The organism is Kitasatospora sp. NPDC048296, from assembly GCF_043201815.1.
Classification (GTDB): Bacteria; Actinomycetota; Actinomycetes; order Streptomycetales; family Streptomycetaceae; genus Kitasatospora.
In genome coordinates, this window is the sequence record NZ_JBICZB010000005.1 from 44,950 (window position 1) to 63,887 (window position 18,938).

The 18,938-nt window shown below is 72.8% G+C and carries 22 protein-coding genes and 1 pseudogene; 9 read left to right on the forward strand and 14 right to left on the reverse strand.

Annotated elements, in window-relative coordinates; all coding sequences use genetic code 11:
- Positions 1-2: 2 nt before the first annotated feature.
- The 3 genes from ACGF12_RS05515 to ACGF12_RS05525 form a co-directional block, all read right to left on the reverse strand.
- On the reverse strand, positions 3-1,364 hold the full coding sequence (locus tag ACGF12_RS05515) for a hypothetical protein (protein WP_393025869.1): 1,362 nt from the start codon (positions 1,362-1,364) through the stop codon (positions 3-5).
- Between the two features lie 212 nt (positions 1,365-1,576).
- Complete coding sequence (locus ACGF12_RS05520; RefSeq protein WP_393025872.1) at positions 1,577-2,521, reverse strand: glutamate ABC transporter substrate-binding protein; 945 nt, start codon at positions 2,519-2,521, stop codon at positions 1,577-1,579.
- Positions 2,522-2,534: 13 nt separating this feature from the next.
- Positions 2,535-3,860, reverse strand: a complete 1,326-nt coding sequence (locus tag ACGF12_RS05525; RefSeq protein WP_393025875.1) for a hypothetical protein — start codon at positions 3,858-3,860, stop codon at positions 2,535-2,537.
- 487 nt (positions 3,861-4,347) lie between these two features.
- Between ACGF12_RS05525 and ACGF12_RS05530 the strand changes: the two genes are divergently transcribed.
- Positions 4,348-4,923 (forward strand): nucleosidase, encoded by a 576-nt coding sequence (locus tag ACGF12_RS05530; RefSeq protein ID WP_393025878.1) that lies wholly within the window; start codon positions 4,348-4,350, stop codon positions 4,921-4,923.
- Positions 4,924-5,191: 268 nt separating this feature from the next.
- Here ACGF12_RS05530 and ACGF12_RS05535 read toward each other — a convergent pair whose 3' ends face one another.
- On the reverse strand, positions 5,192-6,109 hold the full coding sequence (locus ACGF12_RS05535; protein ID WP_393025881.1) for a sigma-70 family RNA polymerase sigma factor: 918 nt from the start codon (positions 6,107-6,109) through the stop codon (positions 5,192-5,194).
- A 210-nt stretch (positions 6,110-6,319) separates the two neighbouring features.
- On the opposite strand from ACGF12_RS05535, the gene ACGF12_RS05540 reads away from it, so the two are divergent.
- From ACGF12_RS05540 to ACGF12_RS05560, 5 genes are all read left to right on the forward strand, one after another.
- Positions 6,320-6,841 (forward strand): hypothetical protein, encoded by a 522-nt coding sequence (locus ACGF12_RS05540; RefSeq protein WP_393025884.1) that lies wholly within the window; start codon positions 6,320-6,322, stop codon positions 6,839-6,841.
- Between the two features lie 202 nt (positions 6,842-7,043).
- Positions 7,044-7,529: an SRPBCC family protein gene (locus ACGF12_RS05545; protein WP_393025887.1), complete on the forward strand. Its 486-nt coding sequence runs from the start codon at positions 7,044-7,046 to the stop codon at positions 7,527-7,529.
- Positions 7,530-7,573: 44 nt separating this feature from the next.
- A complete protein-coding gene (locus tag ACGF12_RS05550) occupies positions 7,574-8,035 on the forward strand; it encodes an alpha/beta fold hydrolase (RefSeq protein ID WP_393026322.1) in 462 nt (153 codons plus the stop codon).
- Positions 8,036-8,078: 43 nt separating this feature from the next.
- Positions 8,079-8,498, forward strand: coding sequence for a hypothetical protein (locus tag ACGF12_RS05555; protein WP_393025890.1), 420 nt, complete (start codon positions 8,079-8,081; stop codon positions 8,496-8,498).
- A 448-nt stretch (positions 8,499-8,946) separates the two neighbouring features.
- Complete coding sequence (locus ACGF12_RS05560; RefSeq protein ID WP_393025893.1) at positions 8,947-9,417, forward strand: hypothetical protein; 471 nt, start codon at positions 8,947-8,949, stop codon at positions 9,415-9,417.
- Positions 9,418-9,423: 6 nt separating this feature from the next.
- Here ACGF12_RS05560 and ACGF12_RS05565 read toward each other — a convergent pair whose 3' ends face one another.
- A complete protein-coding gene (locus ACGF12_RS05565; protein WP_393025895.1) occupies positions 9,424-9,768 on the reverse strand; it encodes a DoxX family protein in 345 nt (114 codons plus the stop codon).
- A gap of 96 nt (positions 9,769-9,864) precedes the next feature.
- Between ACGF12_RS05565 and ACGF12_RS05570 the strand changes: the two genes are divergently transcribed.
- On the forward strand, positions 9,865-10,770 hold the full coding sequence (locus ACGF12_RS05570; protein ID WP_393025898.1) for a LysR family transcriptional regulator: 906 nt from the start codon (positions 9,865-9,867) through the stop codon (positions 10,768-10,770).
- A gap of 128 nt (positions 10,771-10,898) precedes the next feature.
- Here the strand turns inward: ACGF12_RS05570 and ACGF12_RS05575 are convergent, their stop codons facing one another.
- From ACGF12_RS05575 to ACGF12_RS05615, 9 genes and pseudogenes are all read right to left on the reverse strand, one after another.
- Entirely contained in the window at positions 10,899-11,516 is a 618-nt protein-coding gene (locus tag ACGF12_RS05575; protein ID WP_393025901.1) for a TIGR03086 family metal-binding protein, read from the reverse strand.
- Positions 11,517-11,623: 107 nt separating this feature from the next.
- On the reverse strand, positions 11,624-13,162 hold the full coding sequence (locus tag ACGF12_RS05580) for an AMP-binding protein (RefSeq protein ID WP_393025904.1): 1,539 nt from the start codon (positions 13,160-13,162) through the stop codon (positions 11,624-11,626).
- Between the two features lie 253 nt (positions 13,163-13,415).
- Positions 13,416-14,033 carry a hypothetical protein gene (locus tag ACGF12_RS05585; RefSeq protein WP_393025907.1) on the reverse strand — a complete coding sequence of 206 codons (618 nt, stop codon included), beginning with the start codon at positions 14,031-14,033 and terminating at the stop codon, positions 13,416-13,418.
- On the reverse strand, positions 14,024-14,533 hold the full coding sequence (locus ACGF12_RS05590) for a DUF6228 family protein (RefSeq protein ID WP_393025910.1): 510 nt from the start codon (positions 14,531-14,533) through the stop codon (positions 14,024-14,026). The genes ACGF12_RS05585 and ACGF12_RS05590 overlap by 10 nt, the downstream gene beginning before the upstream one ends.
- Positions 14,534-14,571: 38 nt before the next feature.
- Positions 14,572-15,372: a hypothetical protein gene (locus tag ACGF12_RS05595; RefSeq protein ID WP_393025913.1), complete on the reverse strand. Its 801-nt coding sequence runs from the start codon at positions 15,370-15,372 to the stop codon at positions 14,572-14,574.
- 66 nt (positions 15,373-15,438) lie between these two features.
- Positions 15,439-15,945: a SigE family RNA polymerase sigma factor gene (locus ACGF12_RS05600; RefSeq protein ID WP_393025916.1), complete on the reverse strand. Its 507-nt coding sequence runs from the start codon at positions 15,943-15,945 to the stop codon at positions 15,439-15,441.
- A gap of 300 nt (positions 15,946-16,245) precedes the next feature.
- Positions 16,246-16,470 (reverse strand): annotated as a pseudogene (locus ACGF12_RS05605) (GNAT family N-acetyltransferase); the annotation flags it as partial.
- Positions 16,471-16,657: 187 nt separating this feature from the next.
- Positions 16,658-17,227 (reverse strand): hypothetical protein, encoded by a 570-nt coding sequence (locus tag ACGF12_RS05610; protein WP_393025919.1) that lies wholly within the window; start codon positions 17,225-17,227, stop codon positions 16,658-16,660.
- A gap of 14 nt (positions 17,228-17,241) precedes the next feature.
- Positions 17,242-17,670, reverse strand: a complete 429-nt coding sequence (locus ACGF12_RS05615) for an ATP-binding protein (RefSeq protein WP_393025922.1) — start codon at positions 17,668-17,670, stop codon at positions 17,242-17,244.
- Positions 17,671-17,877: 207 nt separating this feature from the next.
- Here ACGF12_RS05615 and ACGF12_RS05620 point away from each other — a divergent pair, with 207 nt between their 5' ends.
- Positions 17,878-18,777 (forward strand): Scr1 family TA system antitoxin-like transcriptional regulator, encoded by a 900-nt coding sequence (locus ACGF12_RS05620; RefSeq protein ID WP_393025925.1) that lies wholly within the window; start codon positions 17,878-17,880, stop codon positions 18,775-18,777.
- Positions 18,734-18,877 (forward strand): DUF397 domain-containing protein, encoded by a 144-nt coding sequence (locus ACGF12_RS05625; protein ID WP_393026325.1) that lies wholly within the window; start codon positions 18,734-18,736, stop codon positions 18,875-18,877. The genes ACGF12_RS05620 and ACGF12_RS05625 overlap by 44 nt, the downstream gene beginning before the upstream one ends.
- The last annotated feature ends 61 nt before the right edge of the window (positions 18,878-18,938 follow it).

Consider the following 18,938-nt stretch of genomic DNA (forward strand, 5'->3'; position numbering starts at 1 on the left):
CCTCAGCCCCCCTGTACCTGTCCGTCGACCGGCGTCTGGCCGGCCGGGTTGTGCGGTGTCTCCTGCTCGGCCTGGGCCGGGCGCAGCGACTGCTGGAAGCGGGCCACCGCGGCGGCCGCCGCCCGCAGGTCGCAGGGCGCGCTCCACAGCAGCCAGCGCGCCTTCTCGTACCGCTCGATCACTTCCGGGTCCTCGGCGACCCGCATCCGGGCCGCCATCGCCTTGTAGGCGTCCAGCCGGCCGCGCAGCTCGGCCCGGACGGCCAGCGGCTGGGTCACCTCGGTGAGCGAGTGCCGGGCCCGGGCCAGCTCCTTGGCGGCGGCGTCCTCCAGCGCGTCCAGCAGCGGCGCCAGCCGGCCCCACTGCCCGCCCTGGCGCAGCTCCAGCGCGGTGACGATCCGTTCGCGCAGCGCCGAGGCCGGGCCGGGCACCGCCGGGACGTCGCTGGACGCTATCTTCGCCAGCACCTCGCCGCGGGCCCGGCGGGCCTCGGCCAGGGTGGCGTCGGCACGCTGGAGCAGGTCGCCGACGCCCTGGAGGCGCTCCTCGGCGTCGTCGCGCAGCCGCAGCAGGTTCTCCAGCTCCAGCCGGACGCCGTCCAGCGCCCGCCCGGCCCGGTCGAAGCGCTCGGTGTCGACCACCCCGGCGGGGGTGGCGAAGGCCGAGCCCTCGGGCACCGTGCCGCGCTGGGCGGGCACCCGGGCCGGGCGCCACAGCGCGAGCGGGTCCTCGCGGACCTCGGTGCGCAGTTCGGTGAGGTCGCGCTCCAGCCCGGTGAGGTCGTCGCCGAGCGGGTGGGCGCCGGCCCGGACGCCGAGCGAGGCGGCCAGGGTCCGCACCCGGTGGAGTTCAGCCAGCAGCAGGTCGATCCGGGCCGGCAGCGCCGACCAGACCGCGTCGGCGGCGCTGACCACCTCCAGCACGGTGGCGTACCAGGAGTTCATCCGGGCCATCAGCGCGTCCAGGCTGATCCGCTCGACCAGCTTGGCGGGCGCGCCGAGCAGTTGCGGGCCGTCCGGCACCGCGCCGCCCGGAACGGTCACCGCGTCGCCGGTCAACAGCTCGCTGAGCTCGACGAGTTCGGGTGCACCGGGCTTGGCTTTGCGGGCCCGTACGGCGCGGGCCGAGGCCAGTGCCTCGGAGTAGCGGTCGAACAGCGCCCAGAGCAGCGGCAGGCCCTTGCCGGCGACGGCCCAGCGCTCCAGGGTGCGGCCCGACAGCTCGGCGCCGTCCAGCAGCCGCAGGCCCGGGTGGTCCTGCAGGGCGAGCAGCGCCGACTCGACCGCGTCCCGCTCCGCGCCGAGGCGCGCGAGCGCGCGGTCCACCTCCTCCCGGCTCAGTACCGGGCCAGCCGATGCCGCCACCGCGGTGTCCTTCCTTCCTCGCGTGCGATCCCGACGTTCGTGACGCGTGATCCCACGACAACCCCCGTGTCCACCACCGGTCTCCCCGTGGTGATCGTCCCGAACCCTAGCCGGTGGCCGTTCGGGCGGCGCGGGCGCGGGGCGTCAAGACCGCGTCAACACCCCGCGTCCGCACTGGTCCGTACCCGACTCGTGCGGCCCCGGCGCGGGCCTCAGTGCGGCACCGGCCAGTAGTGCTCGGCGTCGCCCAGCATGTACGGCTTGAGCCAGCGGTCGTACGAGCGCCCCCAGTCGCCGTCGGCGTGGTAGTCGGCCAGCACCTGGTTGACCCGGGCGGTCAGGTCGGGGCTGGTCTTGAGCATGGCGACGCCGATCACCTCGGGCTGGGTGTCGCCGTCGACGATCCGCACGGTCTGGTCCTGCGCCGCCTGGCCGGCCGCCAGGCCGTCGTCGGTCATGGTGGCGTCGACCTTGCCGAGCTGCATCAGGACCAGGCAGTCCAGCTGGTTGTCCTCCGCGACGACCTGCTTGGCGGTCTTCTTGGCGTCCAGCACGGTCGCGGCGGTGGAGCCCTTGGCGGCGCAGACGGTCCTGCCGTTGATCGCGTCGTCGAGGTTGGTCGCCGGGCTCGCCTTCGGGACCAGCACGCGCTGGGAGATGCTGAAGTACGGCTTGGAGAAGGCCACGTCCTTCATCCGGTCGCAGTTGACGGTCATGGTGCGGACGATCAGGTCGACCCGGCCGTTCTTCACCGCGTCGACGCGGTCGGCGGTGGCGACCGGCTTGAGCACCACCTGGCCCTGGTTGCCCATGATGGCGGTGCCGATGGCCCTGGCCAGGTCGATGTCGAAGCCCTCGATCTGGCCGGTGTTCGGATTGCGGGAGCCCCAGCGGTAGCTGTTCTGGTCCACGCCGATCACCAGGCTGTGCCTGGCCTTGATGGCCTTCACGGCCGGGCCGTCCACCGTGCTCGGCGGCACGCTGCCGTAGATGTCGCAGGTGTCCGACTGGTCCTGCGTCTGCTGAACGGCCTGCGGCGCGCCGGTCGCGGCGGCCGGTGCGGCGCCGGAGGGGCCGCCTCCGCCGAGCACGGCCGCGCAGGCCGCGAGCACTGTCAGCGCCGCGGCGCTCCTGGTCCGTACGGTTCTGGTGCGCATCTGTCCGTTCCCCTTACCGGTACTCGGCCAGTCGCCGGCCGAGGCCCCGCAGCGCGGCGGCCGCGGCCACCAGGGCGAGCACGGCCGCCGCGCCGGCCGCCAGCCGCAGGTCCGTGGCGGTGCCCTTGGCGGCGTCGGTGAACTGCGCCTGCTCGGCGTCGGCGGCCTGACCGAGGGCCTTGTCGGTGGCGTTGAAGGCGGCGTCCGCCGTGCTGGTGGCGTCGGTGGCCGACACGGTGGCGTTCAGCGCGGCCTGGTAGTCGGCGTTGAAGACCTCCAAGGTCCGTGCCTTGTCGTGCCGTTGGCGCCACTCGTCGTACTGCGCGGCGGCCTCGCGGACGGGCTGGGCGGCGGCCGGCGGGGCGAGCCGGACGGCCTCCGGGAGCGAGCCGCTGCGCCGCTCCAGCGGGACGTCCTTGGCGTTGTCGCCGGACAGGTGCTTGGTGGCGCTCGCCCACTGGTCGGCGTACTTGGTGGTGGAGCCGCGCGCGACCAGGTGCAGGTTCTCCGCCAGCCGGGCGGTCAGCACGTCCACCCGGGCGTTGTTGAGCGCCCGCAGCGGGGTCGCGCCGTCGTGGTCGCTCCGCTCCAGCGCCGAACTGGTGGTCAGCCCGGCCACGGTGAGCCAGAGCGCGCCCGCGAGGACGGCGGCGGTGGCGCCCAGCAGGCCGATGTTGAACACCCGGTTGGTGCGGCGGAACAGCGTCAGCTGCACCCAGCCGAGCGCGGCCAGGGTGAGCACCGCCAGGCCGTACGCACCCCACGGCACGGACTTGGCCCCGGCGTAGTCGTCCGCCAGCTCCTTGTCCTCGAAGCCCTTCAGCTCGGCGGCGGCCGGCAGCAGGACGTTCTGCATCTGTTCGGAGGCGTACCGCAGGTAGGCGCCGCCGAGCGGGATGCCCTGCCGGTTGTCGGCCCGCGCGGTTTCCACCAGGCCGGCGTACACCGGGAGTTGCTGGTTCAGCCGGGCGAGTGAGTCCTGCGCCGGGGAGGTTGACGTGGTACGGGCGGCGGCCTGGGCGATCAACTTGGCGGCCTGGGCGAGATCCTGCTCGTAGCGGTCCCGGACGTCCTTGGGCTCGGTGCCGGCCAGCAGGAAGCCGGTGGCCGCGGTGGTGGCGGCGTCCGCCAGCGAGCGGTGGATCTCGGCCGCGTCCCGGCTGAGCGGCTGGCTGTACGAGACCACCCGGTCGGCGGCCGCGGCCCTGCTCTCCAACTGCCAGGCGGTGAGCCCGCCGAAGGCCACCGTGAGCACCGCGAGCACCACCCCGGCCAGCCGCAGCCGCCCCGGGGGCGTCCGGGTGGCCTGGGCCAGCCGGGCGCGCGCGCCGCGTTCCACGGCACCCGCCCGGGGGCGCTGCGCGGGCCTCCCCGCGCCGGGCCCGGGCGCGGGGAGGCCGGGCGGCGCCGTGCCTCGTACCGCCGCCGGTGCCGCTGCCGGCACGGCCGGTGGACCGCTCGGCCGCGCCGGGAACGCGGCGCCGGGCGCGCCGTTGCCTACTGGTGTTGCCACCCGCCTCATCCTCCCCTGGGTACGGACCCGACACCCGGGGCCCGACCGATGGCAGCAGTATGGCCGTGACTCCTCCCGGCCACACCCGACTTGCGCCGATCTTGAGCATGTCGTGCACGGTTTCCGCACGCTCTCCCACGGTTCGGTACGTCTTGTGCGGCGGCGTACGTCCGGCACGGCGGCGTACAGCGGCGCACGGCTCGTACGGCTCGCGCGAAGAGGTGGCGACCCGTGCGACGCGGGCGGCGCCCCGCGCGGTTCCGTCAAGCGGCTCCCGAGGTGGGGCGCCGACCCGCTCCGTACCATGGGCCCCATGCGACTGCTTGGAACGATCTCACCCGACCGCCCGCTGCTCGTCGTCGCCGTCCGCGAAGAGGCCGCCCACCTGGACGAGCGACTGCCCGTGCTGCTCACCGGGATAGGGAAGGTCAACGCCGCCGTGGCCCTGGCCACCGTGCTCGCCCGGGGTGAGAAGCCCAGCGAGGTGATCAACCTCGGGACGGCCGGCGCGCTGCGCCCCGGCTGGGAGGGCATCCACCACGTGGTCCAGGTGATCCAGCACGACCTGAACACCGAGGTCCTGCAGACCCTGACCGGCCGCAGCTACGGCGCCCCGCTGGTGGTCGGCAAGGGCGACGGCCCGGTGCTGGCCACCGGCGACCTGTTCGTCGACTCCCCGGCCGCCCGCGAGCGGCTGGCCGAGCACGCCGACATGGTCGACATGGAGGGCTACGCCGTCGCCACCGTCGCCCACCGGGCCGGGGTGCCGGTGCGGCTGGTGAAGTACGTCAGCGACGAGGCCGGGGACGGCGCGGCGCACACCTGGCGGGAGTCGGTGGACGACTGCGCCCGGCACCTCGCGGACTGGGCGCACAAGCAGGGCTGGTGACGGTTCACCGGGCCGTTGCCGGTGGCCGGGGTGGGCGGTGACCGAGAACACCGCGCCCGGGCGCGTCGAGCCGAGCAGGCTCCGCGCTCGCCGCGGCCCGATGACGTCGAGGGGCCGTCGCCGCGCCGGGTGCCGGCGCACACGATCGAGGAGACCGGGCGGCCCGCCGGGCGCGCGCGGACACCATCCGCGAGCAGCTGGACGGCGCGATCGGGCGGTGAACCGCGGGGTGGGAGGGTCTTCCGCCCTCCCACCCCTGTGTCGTCCCTCAGTCGCGGAAGGCCGAGAGGTCGTAGGAGGCCAGCCGCTCCGGGTCGAGGATCACGTCGATCGCGGCGATCACGCCGTTCGCGACGGTGAACGCCATGATCGACAGCGCCCGGCCGTTGTCGCCGATGACCACCGCGCCCGCGGTGCCGTTGACCAGCGCCGGGCGGGCGAACGGCGACAGCTTGCCCCACAGGACGGCCTGGCCGGCGACCGTCGCGGCGCCGCTGAGCGCCACGGTGTGCCGGGCCAGCCCGGCCCCGCCGTCCGAGCGCAGCACCACGTCCGGGTCGAGCACCGCGACCAGGGCGTCCAGGTCGCCGTCGCGGGCGGCGGCGAAGAAGGCGTCCACGGCGAGGCGCTGGCGGCCCAGGTCCGGGTCGGGCGCGGGCGCCTGCCCCTGCACCTTGCGGCGGGCCCGGCTGGCGAGCTGGCGGGTCGCGGCCGCCGTCCTCTCGATCAGCGGGGCGATCTCCTCGAACGGCACCGCGAACATGTCGTGCAGCACGAAGGCGACCCGCTCGGCGGGCGACAGCGACTCCATCACCACCATCAGCGCCAGGCCGACCGAGTCCGCGAGCATCACCTCCTGCTCCGGGTCGACCACGCCCTCGCGCCGCAGCAGCGGGTCCGGGATGCGCTCCGGGCCGGTCTCCCCGTCCGGCCCGGTCGGCACCAGCGGCTCCTCGCGGCGCTGGGCGCGGTCGCGCAGCAGGTTCAGGCAGACCCGGGAAGCCACCGTGGTCAGCCAGCCGCCGAGGTTCTCCACCCCGGCGGTGTCGGTGCGGTCGTACCGCAGCCAGGCCTCCTGGAGCGCGTCCTCGGCCTCGCTGATCGAGCCGAGCATCCGGTACGCGACCGCGCGCAGATGCGGCCGGTGCTCCTCGAACAGCGCGGTCCGGGAAGATCTCTCGTCCACCGTGTCACATTCCTTCGACGCCTCGGGTCAGGGCAGCAGGAGTCACCCAACAACGGCTGCGGCGGGGAGATCAACTCCCGGCCCGGGACGAATCGGAGACGATCGTGACGAACGACCCGGTACCGGTAACCGGCGGCACCGGCACCCCGGGCCGGCAGGCCGGAGCGGCTGGCGGCCTGAGTGTCCGTCCGGCCTCCTAAGGTGTCCGCCATGTCTTTCCTCGACCGCCTCCGCGCCACCCCCGTCGCCGTCGACTACCTGCTCTGGCCCGGGGACTTCTCCCTCGACGCCTACTCGCACGTGGAGGAGGTCGTGCTCGCCTCCGGGGAGGCCCTGGAGGAGGTGGCCAAGTGCGGTGCGGGCGGCACCTTCTTCCTCTGCGGGGAGGGCGGCGACGAGCGGCCCGTGCTGTACGCCGACTCCGAGGGCGGCGCGGCGGTGATGGCCGCCGGGCTGGAGGAGATGGTCCGGCTGCTGCTGGCGGTGCCGTGGTGGCGGGACTGCGTGCGGCTGACCGAGCAGGAGAGCGCGGAGGCGGCCGAACAGTACCTGGAGGACGAGCCCGACCTGTTCGCCGACCGGGACGCGGCGGCGGCCGCGCTCGGGCTCGAAGTCCCCACGGTGGCCGAGGCGTTGGCGCGGCTGCGGGAGGCCGCGTCCGGCCTCGGGGAGCGGTACGCGCTGCTCAACGCGGTGGAGGGCAACGCGTACGAGCCGCTGTTCAGGCCTTAGCGGCCCGGAGCAGGGCCTCCGTGGCGACCACCTTGGCGAAGCGCATCGCGTGCAGGGTGGTCGCGGTGGCGCGGGCGAGTTCGGTGGCGGGGACGGTGGTGCCGTCGGGGACGGTGGTGCCGTCGGGGCCGGTCAGGGCCGGCCCCGGGAGGAAGGATAGCTTCGGGGGCCCGAACGCCCGTCCGTCACACGAGGAGATCCGATGGCCTGGTTCACGCTCGAAGGCTTCGACCCGTCCTTCTTCGAGACCGCGCCGCACCGGCACTCGTACACCATGGACCTGCCGGTCGCCCCGGAGACGGTCTGGCAGGGGCTGGCCGGGGACGCGCCGCTGGCCTGGTGCCGCGGCCTGGCCGGGGGGCGCTACACGTCTCCCGCGCCGCACGGGGTCGGCACGACGCGGGAGATCACCGCGCTCGGACTGCTGCGCCTGCGCGAGGAGTTCGTGCGGTGGGAGGAGGGGACGCGGCACTCGTTCCGCGTCACGGAGGCCAGCCTGCCGCTGTACCGGCGCTTCGGCGAGGACTACGTGGTCCGGCCGCACGCCCACGGCACCCGGTTCACCTGGACCTTCGCCTACGAGCCGAACCCGCTGCTGGCCCGCCCGGCCGCGCTGACGGACCTGCCGGGGACGTCGTTCCTGAGGAAGCTGATCGCCGACACCAAGCGGCACTTCGGCGCGGCCTGAGACAGGAACCGGCGTTGCACGGGAGCCGACCCGGCCGACTTCCCGTGCAGGTCGGCCGCTCAGCTGCTCCGGTTCCCCGGCACGCGGACGAACTCCGGGGTGAGTGGCGGGTGATCGCGCCCGACCAGCGTGGTCAGGGCGAGTCCGAGCGGGCCGCGGACTACTCGCGGGAGGGCTACCTCGCCGACATCGAGGCGCTGCTCGACCACCTGGGACTGGAGAGGGTCGTGCTGCTCGGCCACTCCCTCGGCGGGATCAACGCCTACCAGCTCGCCACCCGCCACCCCGAGCGGGTCGAGGCGATCGTCGACATCGAGGCCCAGGTGGAGCTCGGCCTGGAAGGGCCGAACCCGCTGGCCTTCCTGCTCGATCTGCCCTACGGCGCCCCGAGTTGGGACGAGCTGATCGCCGCGCTCGGCCCGGCCGCCCCGTACTTCGTCGACCGGCGCGGTAGCACGGCGGAACGGCTCGGTCCGCGTGGTGCCCGGTGCCCCGGCGGGGTATAACGGCTCCTTGACAGGCAGAGCGTCCATTCCGTCGGGGGAAACCATGGACCAGGAACTGACTTCACTCGCGGGCGTCGCCGCCGCCGCGGTCGTCCAGCAGCTGACCACCAGCGCCTGGGAGCGGATCCGCTCCGCCATCGGGGAGTTGTGGCGGCGCCGGCACCCCGAGCGGGCCGAGACGGTGCTCGCGGAGCTGGGCGAGGCCCGCGAGGAGGTGGCCGAGGCGCGCCGCGCCGGGGACGGGCAGGCCGAGCAGGAGGTGGTCGACCTGTGGGGCGCGCGGCTGCGCCGACTGCTCGCCGCGGACCCGGGGGCGGCCGAACAACTTCGGTCACTGGTGGAGGAGTTGACCGGCTCGTCGGCGCCCGCCGCGGCGCAGCCGTCGGTCAACTTCCAGGCGCACGCCTCCGGGCGGGCCCGGATCAACCAGGCCGTGGGGGACATCCACGTCAACGAGCGGTGACGGCCGGTGAGCCCGCAGAGTTCCGGTTCCGGTCCGGACCGTTCGGACGACGGCCGCCTGACCAGCGTGAACATGAGGGCCACCGCCAGCGGCCACGGGCGGATCAACCAGGCCGGGCGGGACCAGCACATCAGCGTGACCATCCCGCTGGTCGGGGCGGCGCTGATGGTCGGTCTCGCGGTGCTGGTCCTCTGGAAGCCGTTGCAGCAAGTGACGGGCACCCTGGTGGAGGCGACCCCCACGGCCTCGGTGTCCGTCGCCGCGCCCTGGACCCCACCGCAGCACGTCAACCCGCTGCCGAACCCGCCCGCCCCCACGCACACGCGCACGCCTGACCCGGTGCCGCCGGTGGTGTCCACGCCCACGCCGGTGGTGCCCACGCCGACACCGGTGTGGACCCCGCCGCCCGTGCCCAAGTACACCCCGCCACCGCCCCCGCCCGACCCCGGTGGACACGGCCTTCGCCGCCATCCGCGGCGGAGACTGCCTCGACGTGTACAACACCGGGATGGGGCAGTGGAGCCGTACCGCACCGGTCGCGGTGGACTGTCGCGGGGGCAGCGCCTTCAACCGGGTCGGTGCGGTCGCCACCGCGGCGGCGAGCTGCCCGTCGGGGGCCGGGCGTGCAGCCTTCGCGCACCAGAACCGCGACAACTCGGTGACCGTGCTCTGCATGGAGCGGCAGTTCCGCAACGGCCAGTGCTTCCCGGCCGCGACGAGCGACTACCGGCAGTACAACGGCACGCTGACCGTGGTGTGGGACTGTCGCGCCGGGCAGGTGCCGAAGCCCGCCAACGTCCTCATGGCGATCGCGGCCGTCGTCACCAGCCGGGACGTCTGTCCGCCGCACAACGGCCGGTACGGTGCCGAGTTCCCGGTGCTGGACGGAAGCACCAAGGTGTGCGCGGTGGTGGTGTGAGGCTCATCAGACGGCCAGGGCGAGGGTGGCGACGGCCAGGGCGAGGTAGCAGCCGGGGAAGTAGATGTTGTGGAGGACCCCGGTCCGCACGTGGGTGATCACGGCGCCGATGTAGAACAGCACCAGGCCCACCGCGGCGGCGGTGCCGAGGGGCGGGAAGGCGACCAGGCCGATCAGCAGGCCGGCGGCCCCGGCCGTCTTGAGCGCGGCGAGCCACGGGACCCACTGCGGCTGGACGTTCACCTCGACGGAGTTGGCCAGGACGAAGGGTGCCTTGGCGAAGTCCGCGGCGGCGATTCCGGCGTTGGCGACGATGGCGACGACGGCCACGATCACGTAGGCGGTGGACATGGGACTCCTTCGGTGCTGACGCGGATGCTTCCTCGTCCTCCAGCCTCGTCAGCGCCTCGCCTTGGCGTCCAATACCTGCTTCCATAACCTGATGGAATGGATGTGGACACCCGGCTGCTGCGCTACTTCACCGCCGTCGCGGAGGAGGGCAGCCTGACCCGCGCGGCCGAACGGCTGTACGTCTCCCAGCCCGCGCTGACCAAGCAGATCCGGCAGCTGGAGACCGGCCTCGGCACCCAGCTGTTCGTCCGCTCCCGGGCCGGGATGGCGCTCACCGAGGCCGGCCGCGCCCTGGCCGCGCGGGCGCCCGGGCTGCTGGCGGCGTGGGACGCCGCGCTGCGGGAGACCAGGGCCGCGGCGAGTCGGGCCGAACGCGTCCTGCGGGTCGGCTTCCTGGCCAGCGCCGCCAACGAGGCCACCCCGCGGATCGTCGCCGAGTTCACCCGCCGCCGCCCGGGTTGGCGGGTCGACATGCGGCACGCCACCACCTGGTCGGACCCGACGGCCGGCCTGGCGGAGGGGGACGTGGACGCGGCGCTGCTGCGGCTGCCGTTCCCCGGACAGGAGCGGCTGCGGGTGGCCGAGCTGTCCACCGAGCCGCGCTGGGTGGCGCTGCCCTCGGCACACCCGCTGGCCGCCCGCGAGGTGGTCCCGTTCCGGGAGCTGTGGGACGAGCCCTTCGTCGCCGCCCCGTCCGAGACCGGAGCCTGGCGGGACTACTGGACCGCCGCCGACGAGCGCGAGGGGCACCCCGTCCGGATCGGTGCCGTGGTCGACCAGCCGGACGACTGGCTGAGCGCCATCGCCAACGGCTACGGGGTTGCTCTCGCCCCCGAGTCCACGGCCCGCTTCTACGCCCGGCCCGGGATCACCTACCGGCCGGTGAGCGGCGTCAGCCCCAGCCGGGCCGGGGTCGCCTGGGCGCCGGTGGACGACGACAACCCGGTGGTGCGGGACTTCGTGCAGTGCTGCCTGGAGTCCCTGGACGGCCCGGACGAGTGAGCCTCGGCGGGCGGAGGGGTGGCGGCCCTCAGCGCCGCCACCCCCCGTTGGCTTCTCGGCAGCCGGGCGGTGGTTCGTTGAGCCAAACCCCACGGTGGGGTGACATCCGGCAGGGATCCGCGCGGGGTTCAGTGCGGTTTGGGTGAGCGTCCCATCCGGTGGAGCAGCCGGGTCTGCCGGGAGGCGCCGGCGGGGGGTTCGCCCTCGGGGGCGGCGAAGAAGCGGTGGGTGGTGTCGGGGGCGACGGGGGTTTCGGGGAGTCCGGCGTAGATCGCGTCGAGGTGGTCGCAGATCCAGGCGACCAGGCCGGGGTGGAGGGTCTCGTCCGCGCCGAGGGCGGTGGCGAGGTCCCAGGTGTGGATGACGCTGTCCGTGATCCGTACCGCGAGGGCCTGTCGGCCGGCGAGCGGGCCGAGGGGGTAGTCGAGGATCCGGCACAGGGCACCGGATTGGCCGAAGGCCTCGGCCAGCCGACGGACGGACGCGGTGTAGGCGGCGAGGGGGTCCGGGCCCAGGGCGTCGGCCTCGCGCAGGCGCAGGAAGTCGGCGCGGTCGCCACCGTTCAGCAGGAGCAGGTAGTTGAGGTTCCCCCGGGTCATGTGGTTCGCCAACTGCCGCACGTTCCAGGCGGTGCAGGGGGTGGGCAGGGTCCACTGCGCGGGACGGACGGCGCGCAGGTGCCGCTCGAACTCGGCACCGGCGAGCAGGAACCGGTCGAGGAGGCCGTCGAAGGCGCCGCTGGTCATGCGGACCATCCTGCGGGCGGCGGCCCACCCGGTCCGGCGGGTTTCGGACCTCGCGCTGGGGCGTTTCCCCGTGCCCTTCCGGCTGGGAGGGAAACGCCCCGGCGGGGTCAGCCCGCGTAGGAGTCGCGCAGCCGCTTCTTGTCCGGCTTGCCCACCGAGGTGAGCGGGATCTCGGCGACCAGGTGCAGGGCCTCCGGCGCGTAGATCCGGCCCTTGTTCGCGGAGACGAACGCGCGGACGTCCTCCAGCTCCGGCTGCTGCCCCGGCGCGGGGACGACCGCGACGTGGACGTGCTCGGCCTCCTGGGCGTCGCGCACGCCGAAGACGGCGCACTGGGCGATCGCCGGGTGGGTGAGCAGCAGGTCCTCCACCTCGGAGGGGTAGACGTGCCCGCCGACCACGATGATCTTGTCCTTGACCCGGTCGGCCAGGTAGAGGTAGCCGTCCTGGTCGAGATAGCCGATGTCGCCGGTGTTCAGCCAGCCGTCGCGCATCACCTCGGCGGTGAGGTCGGGTTGCTTCCAGTACCCGGCCATCAGGGTGGCCGAGCGGACGTGGATCTCGCCCTGCTCGCCGATCGGCAGCTCGGTGCCGTCGGAGGAGCGGATCACCACCTCGGTGCCGGGAACGGGCCGACCGACCGAGATCTGGCCGCCGTGCCCGACCCGATCGTGCTCGTGCGGGCCGAGCATGGCGATGTACTGCGCCTCCGACATCCCGTAGCCGCCCACCAGGACCGGCCCGAACACCTTGAGCGCCTCGCGGATCCGGGTCGGCGAGGCGGCGCAGCCCCCGTAGAGGATCTTCCGCATGCTGGACAGGTCGGTGCGGCCGATCGCCGGGTGGTCGAGCAGCCGGTAGAGCAGCGGCGGCAGGACCCACATCTCGGTGATGCGCTCGCGCTCGATGGCCGCCAGGACGTCGCCGGGCTCGAAGGAACGCTGGATGACCACCGAGCCGCCGTGGAAGAGCGCCAGGTCGGTGAAGATCCCGGACATGTGGGCGAGCGAGGTGGCCGCGAGGTAGCGGGTCGGCGCACCGCCGACCGGGCCGGCGTACGGGGCGTCGAAGATGCTCCGGTAGGGGCCGTGCAGGCTGAGGATGCCCTTGGGGATGCCGGTGGTGCCGCCGGTGTGGCGGATGCCCAGGTGGTCGTCCGGGCCGAGCCGGACATCCGGCTGCTCGGCGGGGCGGTGGGCGGAGGCGGCGATGGCGTCCTCGCCGATCGGGGCCGGGCCGGGGCCCAGGGTGAGGACCGTCGGCACGTCGACCAGGGCGAGCAACTCCGGGGCCGTCGCGTACCGTTCGGCGTCCACCAGCAGGACGGCGGTGTCGACGCTGGTGACGATCTCGGCCAGGACCGGGGCGCCCATGCCGTCGTACAGGCTCACCACGCGGGCGCCCGCGAGGCCGACGGCGTAGCGGGCGCTGAGCGCCTCGGCGGTGTTGCCGGCGAGCAGGGAGACGGTCATGCCCCGGGTCACGCCCCGGGCGATGAGTTCGTGGGCCAGTCGGTAGGTGGCCGCGGCGAACTCACCGGCGGTGATCTCCACGCCGTCGGCGGTGGTGATGGCCGGCCGATCGGGGTCGGAGGAGAGGGATCGGAGGATCAGGGCCGGGCCGCTGACGAACTCCGCGTCGGTCATGGCCACTTCTTCTTTGTAGTTTGCAACCATGTTCGACAGACTAACTCCATCCTCCGGCTCGTAGAAGCGAGTTGATGGTCACTCAGCGATCAGGAATACCCGGGTGAGCCGAAGTGCGCCAGGTAGTGCCAGACCTTCTCGACCGCCTGCGGGCCTGGGCCGTACCTGATGGGGCGGGCCTGCCGGTGACCACCGGCGGGCCCGCCCTCCTGCGCGGGACGTCGGACCGGCCGACTTCCCGCGCAGCGGCGGTTCAGTGGCGGTGGTTCGGTGGCGGTGGTTCGGCACCGCGCTCCGGCGGCCGGACACCGAATTTCTCCGCCCACGGGAGCGGCGCTGCGGGAGCCCCTCCGGTGGTCACCCAGGACCCGAGCACCGGTTCGGCGGGTGCTCCGAAGGCGCGGGCGAGCAGGACGTGCAGCAGCAGTTCGGCGGCCGCCGAGAACAGGAGGGGGGAGGACTCCCGGTCGTAGCCCGCCCGGTCGATCACCAGTCGGCCGGCGGGCAGGGTCCAGCTGTTGACGTACGGGTAGAGCCCGGCCGTGACGGCGTCGTCCAGCCCTTCGGGCAGGCTCGGCAGCAGCGGCTCGTGCAGGAGCCCCGGCTGCGGCGCGGGTCCGACCGTCTCCCAGTACCTGACCCGCCAGTCCAGCCGCTCGCCTTCGCCCGACACGTACTCGCCGCCCAGCAGGGCCCTCGACCGCACGCCGCCGCGGGTCCGGTGCAGTTCCAGGACCGCCCGGGAGCGGACCCCGATGGTGATCGGGCGGGCGGGTTCCAGCCCGCCGGACCACCGCTTGCCCAGGAGCCTGAACTCATGGCGCTCGTCGTCGACCGCCGCGCTCCTGGCGTACGTCTTCATCACGAACACGCAGGCACCCCGGGCGCGTTGCCGCGGTCGAGGAACCGGCGGACCTCTGCGGCCAGCGCGGTCATCTGTTCCCCGCCCTCCAGCCAGGTGGTGGCCGAGGCCTCCCAGGAGTCGTCCCGGGTGGTCCACGGCTGGAGGGTCCAGGTGAGGCCGACGTGGCCACCGGCCCGGAAGACGGCCCGCAGGGCGAGGTGGTGGGTGCTCCAGGTGCGCTCGCCCTCCCAGCCCCGGAAGTCGGCGGCGAGCTTGTCGAGGAAGTCCGCCAGGGGTTCGGGACCCCAGACCCAGATGACGACCGAGTCGAGGCGGGCCTGGAGGCCGTCGGCGTGCAGATCCACCGTGAAGCCGGTCCCGAACCCGTCGGGGAAGTAGCGGTCGGAGAACCTGATCCGGGTGGTCGGGTCGTTCTGGCAGCGGACGATGACGGCCGGTGTGTCGGTCGGCTCGCTGGCCTGGGCGTTCATCCGCTGGACAGTAGACGGCTTCGCGATGGAAGTCATCGCGATTTCGTCCGACCGGGCACCGGCCTTGCCACGGGTCAGCCGACGGAACCGAGGATCGGCGCCCAGGTGACACCGGTGAGTGCGGCCACCGCCTGCTGCTCGGAGAGCGGGGGAGCGGCCCGGGTGGGCTTCGGTGCGTCGGGGCCACTGCCGCCGGTGCTGTTCCACTGCACCATCTGAAGCTGCGCGCCGGTCGACTTCAGGGTCACTGTCAGCGTCCAGCGGCGGGCGGTGTCGGCACGGGCCGGGTGCTGGGCCGCGTTCTGCTCCGACATCACCACGGCCCCGCCGGGAATTGCGGTACTGCTCGGCAGCTCGCTCAGCGTGCAGGTATCGCCTGCGGCACGAGCGGGCGTCCGTTCGCAGCTCAGCCCGTCGCCGTCCCTGAGCGGCAGCTTGAGCCGCAGGGCCGAGACGCCGACCATGGCGGCGCCGTGCCCGTCGTCGACGACCAGTTCACCGTTGGCGACGTACCCGGCGGACGGATCCGAGGGGTTGTTGCTCTGCCCGGTCTCCCGGCTGAAGCGGCCCCCGGGGAACGTCATCTCCAGGGCCCGGATCATCTGGGTGTCAGTGATCGCGGAACGGGGCATCGCCAGCGTCGCCGGCTCGATGTCGGATCCTGCGGAGTGGGTCCCGGTGAGCGCGCCGGGGATGATCAGGCCGGTTGCCGCGATCACGGCGCAGGCGCCGACCCCGGCGATGACGCCGGCACTGCGCCGACGCCGACGGCTCCGCCCGCGCTCGACGGCTCCGCTCAGGAGCGTGGTGAGATCGGGTTCGAGGAAGTCGGTCGTGCGGTCCAGGGCATGGGCGAGGTCTGCTTCGAACGGCATGCTGGCGGCACCTTCTCGGTCGCTGATGGGGGCTTTGTGGCGGTGTTGACCTGCGGGCACCGGTGCTCAGTGCGGAACCAGGTCGGACAGGCTGTCGCCGAGCAGCGCACGCACCCTGCCGAGTGCGCGGGTGCCCTGGGAGCGGACCGCACTGCTGCTCAGCCTGAGCATCCGGGCGGTCTCCTCGACGCTGCGGTCCTCCCAGTAGCGCAGCAGCAGCACCGCCCGGTCGCGGGGCGGCAGTTGGCCGAGAGCGTCCAGCAGGGTGAGGCGCAGCGCGGTGTCCGGGCCGGAGGCCGCACTGTCGGGCATGTTCCCGATGGGGCGCTCGGCGGTGCTGCGCCGACGCCGCAGGCTGAGGAAGGTGCGGACCAGAACCGTCTGGGCGTAGGCCACCGGGTTGTCCGCACGGGACACCCGCTTCCAGTGCACGTACACCCGGCTGAGGGTCTCCTGGACCAGGTCCTCGGCAAGGTGCGTGTCGCCGGCCGCGAGGACGTACGCCGAGCGGTACAGCGCCTTCGCCCGCGCGGCCACGAACTCCAGGTACTCGTCCTCCTGTGCTGATTTCACTCGGTCCCCGCCTGTTCCCTCGTCCTGTGATCCCCGTGCATACCCTTCATGACTACGTGAGGCGCCAGGATGTCGTGCGGGGGGACGACTTCTTGCGAGGCCGACGTGGCCACCGGACCGGAAGACGGCCCACAGGGCGAGGTGGTGGGCGCAGTGAGAGGCGTCGGGAATGGTTCCGGGGTGTCCTCCCATGGTTGGGAGGACACCCCAGCCGGTCCTCCAGGACCGGGTCAAGTTGACCGTCAACTCGGCATGGACTTCGGCAGTGTCCCGGCTCGCGGTGAGCGTTGCACCGTTGCGGCGCAAGGCGGCAAGCGCCGCTGCGTTGTGAGTCCTGGTGTCCGCGACGACGGTGTGGGCACCCTCTCTTGCTGCTTCGTGGAGGAGCAAGCGGAGGGCGGCGGTGCCTGTTCCGTGTCCGCGCCACGGGCGTGCGAGCCACATACCGGTTTCCAGGACGTCATGACTGTCGCGAAAAGCCAGGCGGGCTGAGCCCACGATCGTCCCGTCGCGGATGATCGCGAAGGTGAACTCACGGAGGGGACCCGAAAGTCCAGGGCGACGAGCTCGGGGTCCATGCCCCGGTGGTCCACGAAGAAGACGGCCAGGTCACGAAGGACACCCAGGACGGTAGTTCGCCGGCGGCGGGGAGGAGTGGAGGCCTGGGGCGGGTTGTGTGGTGTGGGAAGTCGGTGGGGCCGACTTCCTGTGCTTACAGGGTGGTGGTGTGGGTTGTGACTCGGGTGCGGCAGTGGGTGAGGGCGGGTTTGATGCGGGGGTCGGGGGAGGGCGCGGCGGAGAGGAGTTCGCCGGCGGTGACGAGGGTGGTCCAGTAGTGGGCGGGGTCGCCGGTGCGGGGGAGGGGGTGGGCGGCGGCGAGGGAGAGGTAGGCGGCGGTGAGGTTGCCGGTGGTGAACCAGCGGGCGAGGCCGTGCTGGTGGCCGGCTCGGATGCCGCCCATGGCGTCGATGGCGGCGAGGAAGAGCTCGACGATGCTCCGGTCGCGGGCGTCGAGCTGCTTGGGGACGTCGAACACGCCGAGGGCTTCGAGGAGTTCGCCGGTGTCGGTCTCGGAGTCGGGGCGGGGGTCTGCGAGGAGGGCGTCGTAGCAGTCGTTGAGGCGGCGGGTGGCTTCGGCGAGGGGGATGTCGAGGGCGAGGCAGACGGCGCGAGCGGAGGGGAGGGGCCTGCCGGTGCGGCGGGCGAGGAGGGTGTAGGCCTCGGCGGGGGTGGAGCCTCGGTAGAGGGTGTGCCGGGCGAGGGTGAGGAGCGGGGGTTGCATCGGCGGAGCTGCTTTCAGGCGGCGAGGAGGATGGGGGCGGGGGCGACGAGGGCCCAGACGAACTTGCCGATCCCGCCTGCTCGGGGGCAGCAACCCCAGCGCTCGGCGAGTTCGTTGACGAGGAAGAGGCCACGGCCGTGCTCGTCGTCGGGGGAGGTCGGGCGGAGGGTGGGGCGGCCGCTTCCGGCGTCGTGGACTTCGAGCCGGAGGCGGTCGTTGGTGAGCGCGAAGCGGATCTCGATGAGGCGGTCGGTGGGGGCGTCGGAGTGCTGGACGGCGTTGGCGAAGAGCTCGCCGAGGAGGAGTTCGGCGATGTCGCAGTAGCGGTCGCCGGTGGGGAGCGCGGAGAGGTACGCGCGGAGGAGGTGGCGGGCCAGGGGCGTCGAGTCCGTGCGGGAGTCGAGGCGCGCGGCGAACGCGCGGGGGCGGCGGGTTTTGAGCATGGCGGAGTTCCTCAGGGGGCGGATGGGGGAGCGCGACGGTAGTGCGCAATCACGCTACGCATGCAAATGATTGCGTTCTGGTGCCAATCATCGAGGCTGCGGAGGTACGGTGACGCCAGATCGACGTGCGGGACGTGCGGCGCACAACTGGGGGCAGTGATGACACAGCGGAAGAGCAGGCGGGGGACGACGGCGAGCTCCGCGATCATGTTCGGCGAGGAGCTCAAGTACGCGCGCGAGGCGGCGGGTTACACCCAGGAGGAGCTCGGCAAGCTCCGGCACTGCGACCGGACGGTGATCTCGCGGACCGAAAGCGGCAAGCGGAAGCCGTCGATCGAGGAGGTCGAGGACCTTAGTCGACTGTTGAACACCGGTGACCTGTTGATGCGGCTGTATGGCCGGGTCGACTGGAGCGCGTCGATCGAGCACCCGGACTGGTTCCAGGAGTACGTGGACGTGGAGGCCATCTCCATCGGGCTGCGGGCATACCAGGACGGCACGATTTATGGCCTGTTGCAGTGCCAGCAGTACGCACGTGCGCTCTTCGATACTGGCGATGCGGCCGGCAACTCGGAGGAGATCGAGGAACTGACCCGGGCTCGACTCAGCCGGCAGAGCCGTTTTCTTGTGTCCGACGGGCCGTTGTTGCTGGTCATTCTCGATGAGAGCGCCATCCGCCGAGTCGTGGGCGGGCCGGACGTAATGAGATGTCAGATGGAGCATCTCCTGCGGGTGGCCCGGCTTCGGAACGTTGTCATTCACGTGGCACCGTTCTCGAATCAGCGGACTCTCATCAACACGGCTATGGTGTTGCTGGAGCTGCCGGACGGGCAGCGCATGGTCTACTCGGAGAGCCTCGATCGAGGGCATCTGAGCGGTGATTCCGCCACCGTGGCCAGGCACCAGCGTCGCTACGATCAGTTCCGTGGCGAATGCCTGTCAGGGAGCGACTCGCTTCGGCTGATCGCCGAGGCGCTGGAGGGGTTCAGAGATGAAGAGCAACGAGTTCGCCGCGGCCGCCTGGCGGAAGAGCAGCTACAGCGGCAACAACGGCGGCAACTGCATCGAGGTAGCCCCCGGATTCCCCGGCCTCGTCCCCGTGCGTGACTCCAAGAACCCGCATGGCCCGATCCTCGTCTTCCCGGCCGCCGCCTGGAAAGCCTTCCTCTCCGGCGTCCGGGCTGGCGACTTCCGCGCCAACGACTGAGCCCTTCCGATCAGTGCCGCTGACGTCACCCAGTGTGATGGGGCTTGGTTGGCGTCACCCT

Excerpts from the sequence above, each read along its gene's own strand:
- ACGF12_RS05540 (WP_393025884.1), top strand. The coding sequence starts at position 6,320 with ATGTCTTTCCTCGACCGCCTCCGCGCCACCCCCGTCGCCGTCGACTAC.
- ACGF12_RS05530 (WP_393025878.1), top strand. The coding sequence starts at position 4,348 with ATGCGACTGCTTGGAACGATCTCACCCGACCGCCCGCTGCTCGTCGTC.
- ACGF12_RS05595 (WP_393025913.1), bottom strand. The coding sequence starts at position 15,372 with ATGCCGTTCGAAGCAGACCTCGCCCATGCCCTGGACCGCACGACCGAC.
- ACGF12_RS05610 (WP_393025919.1), bottom strand. The coding sequence starts at position 17,227 with ATGCAACCCCCGCTCCTCACCCTCGCCCGGCACACCCTCTACCGAGGC.
- ACGF12_RS05620 (WP_393025925.1), top strand. The coding sequence starts at position 17,878 with ATGTTCGGCGAGGAGCTCAAGTACGCGCGCGAGGCGGCGGGTTACACC.
- ACGF12_RS05520 (WP_393025872.1), bottom strand. The coding sequence starts at position 2,521 with ATGCGCACCAGAACCGTACGGACCAGGAGCGCCGCGGCGCTGACAGTG.
- ACGF12_RS05590 (WP_393025910.1), bottom strand. The coding sequence starts at position 14,533 with ATGACTTCCATCGCGAAGCCGTCTACTGTCCAGCGGATGAACGCCCAG.
- ACGF12_RS05570 (WP_393025898.1), top strand. The coding sequence starts at position 9,865 with ATGGATGTGGACACCCGGCTGCTGCGCTACTTCACCGCCGTCGCGGAG.
- ACGF12_RS05575 (WP_393025901.1), bottom strand. The coding sequence starts at position 11,516 with ATGACCAGCGGCGCCTTCGACGGCCTCCTCGACCGGTTCCTGCTCGCC.
- ACGF12_RS05565 (WP_393025895.1), bottom strand. The coding sequence starts at position 9,768 with ATGTCCACCGCCTACGTGATCGTGGCCGTCGTCGCCATCGTCGCCAAC.
- ACGF12_RS05580 (WP_393025904.1), bottom strand. The coding sequence starts at position 13,162 with ATGACCGACGCGGAGTTCGTCAGCGGCCCGGCCCTGATCCTCCGATCC.
- ACGF12_RS05615 (WP_393025922.1), bottom strand. The coding sequence starts at position 17,670 with ATGCTCAAAACCCGCCGCCCCCGCGCGTTCGCCGCGCGCCTCGACTCC.
- ACGF12_RS05555 (WP_393025890.1), top strand. The coding sequence starts at position 8,079 with ATGGACCAGGAACTGACTTCACTCGCGGGCGTCGCCGCCGCCGCGGTC.
- ACGF12_RS05545 (WP_393025887.1), top strand. The coding sequence starts at position 7,044 with ATGGCCTGGTTCACGCTCGAAGGCTTCGACCCGTCCTTCTTCGAGACC.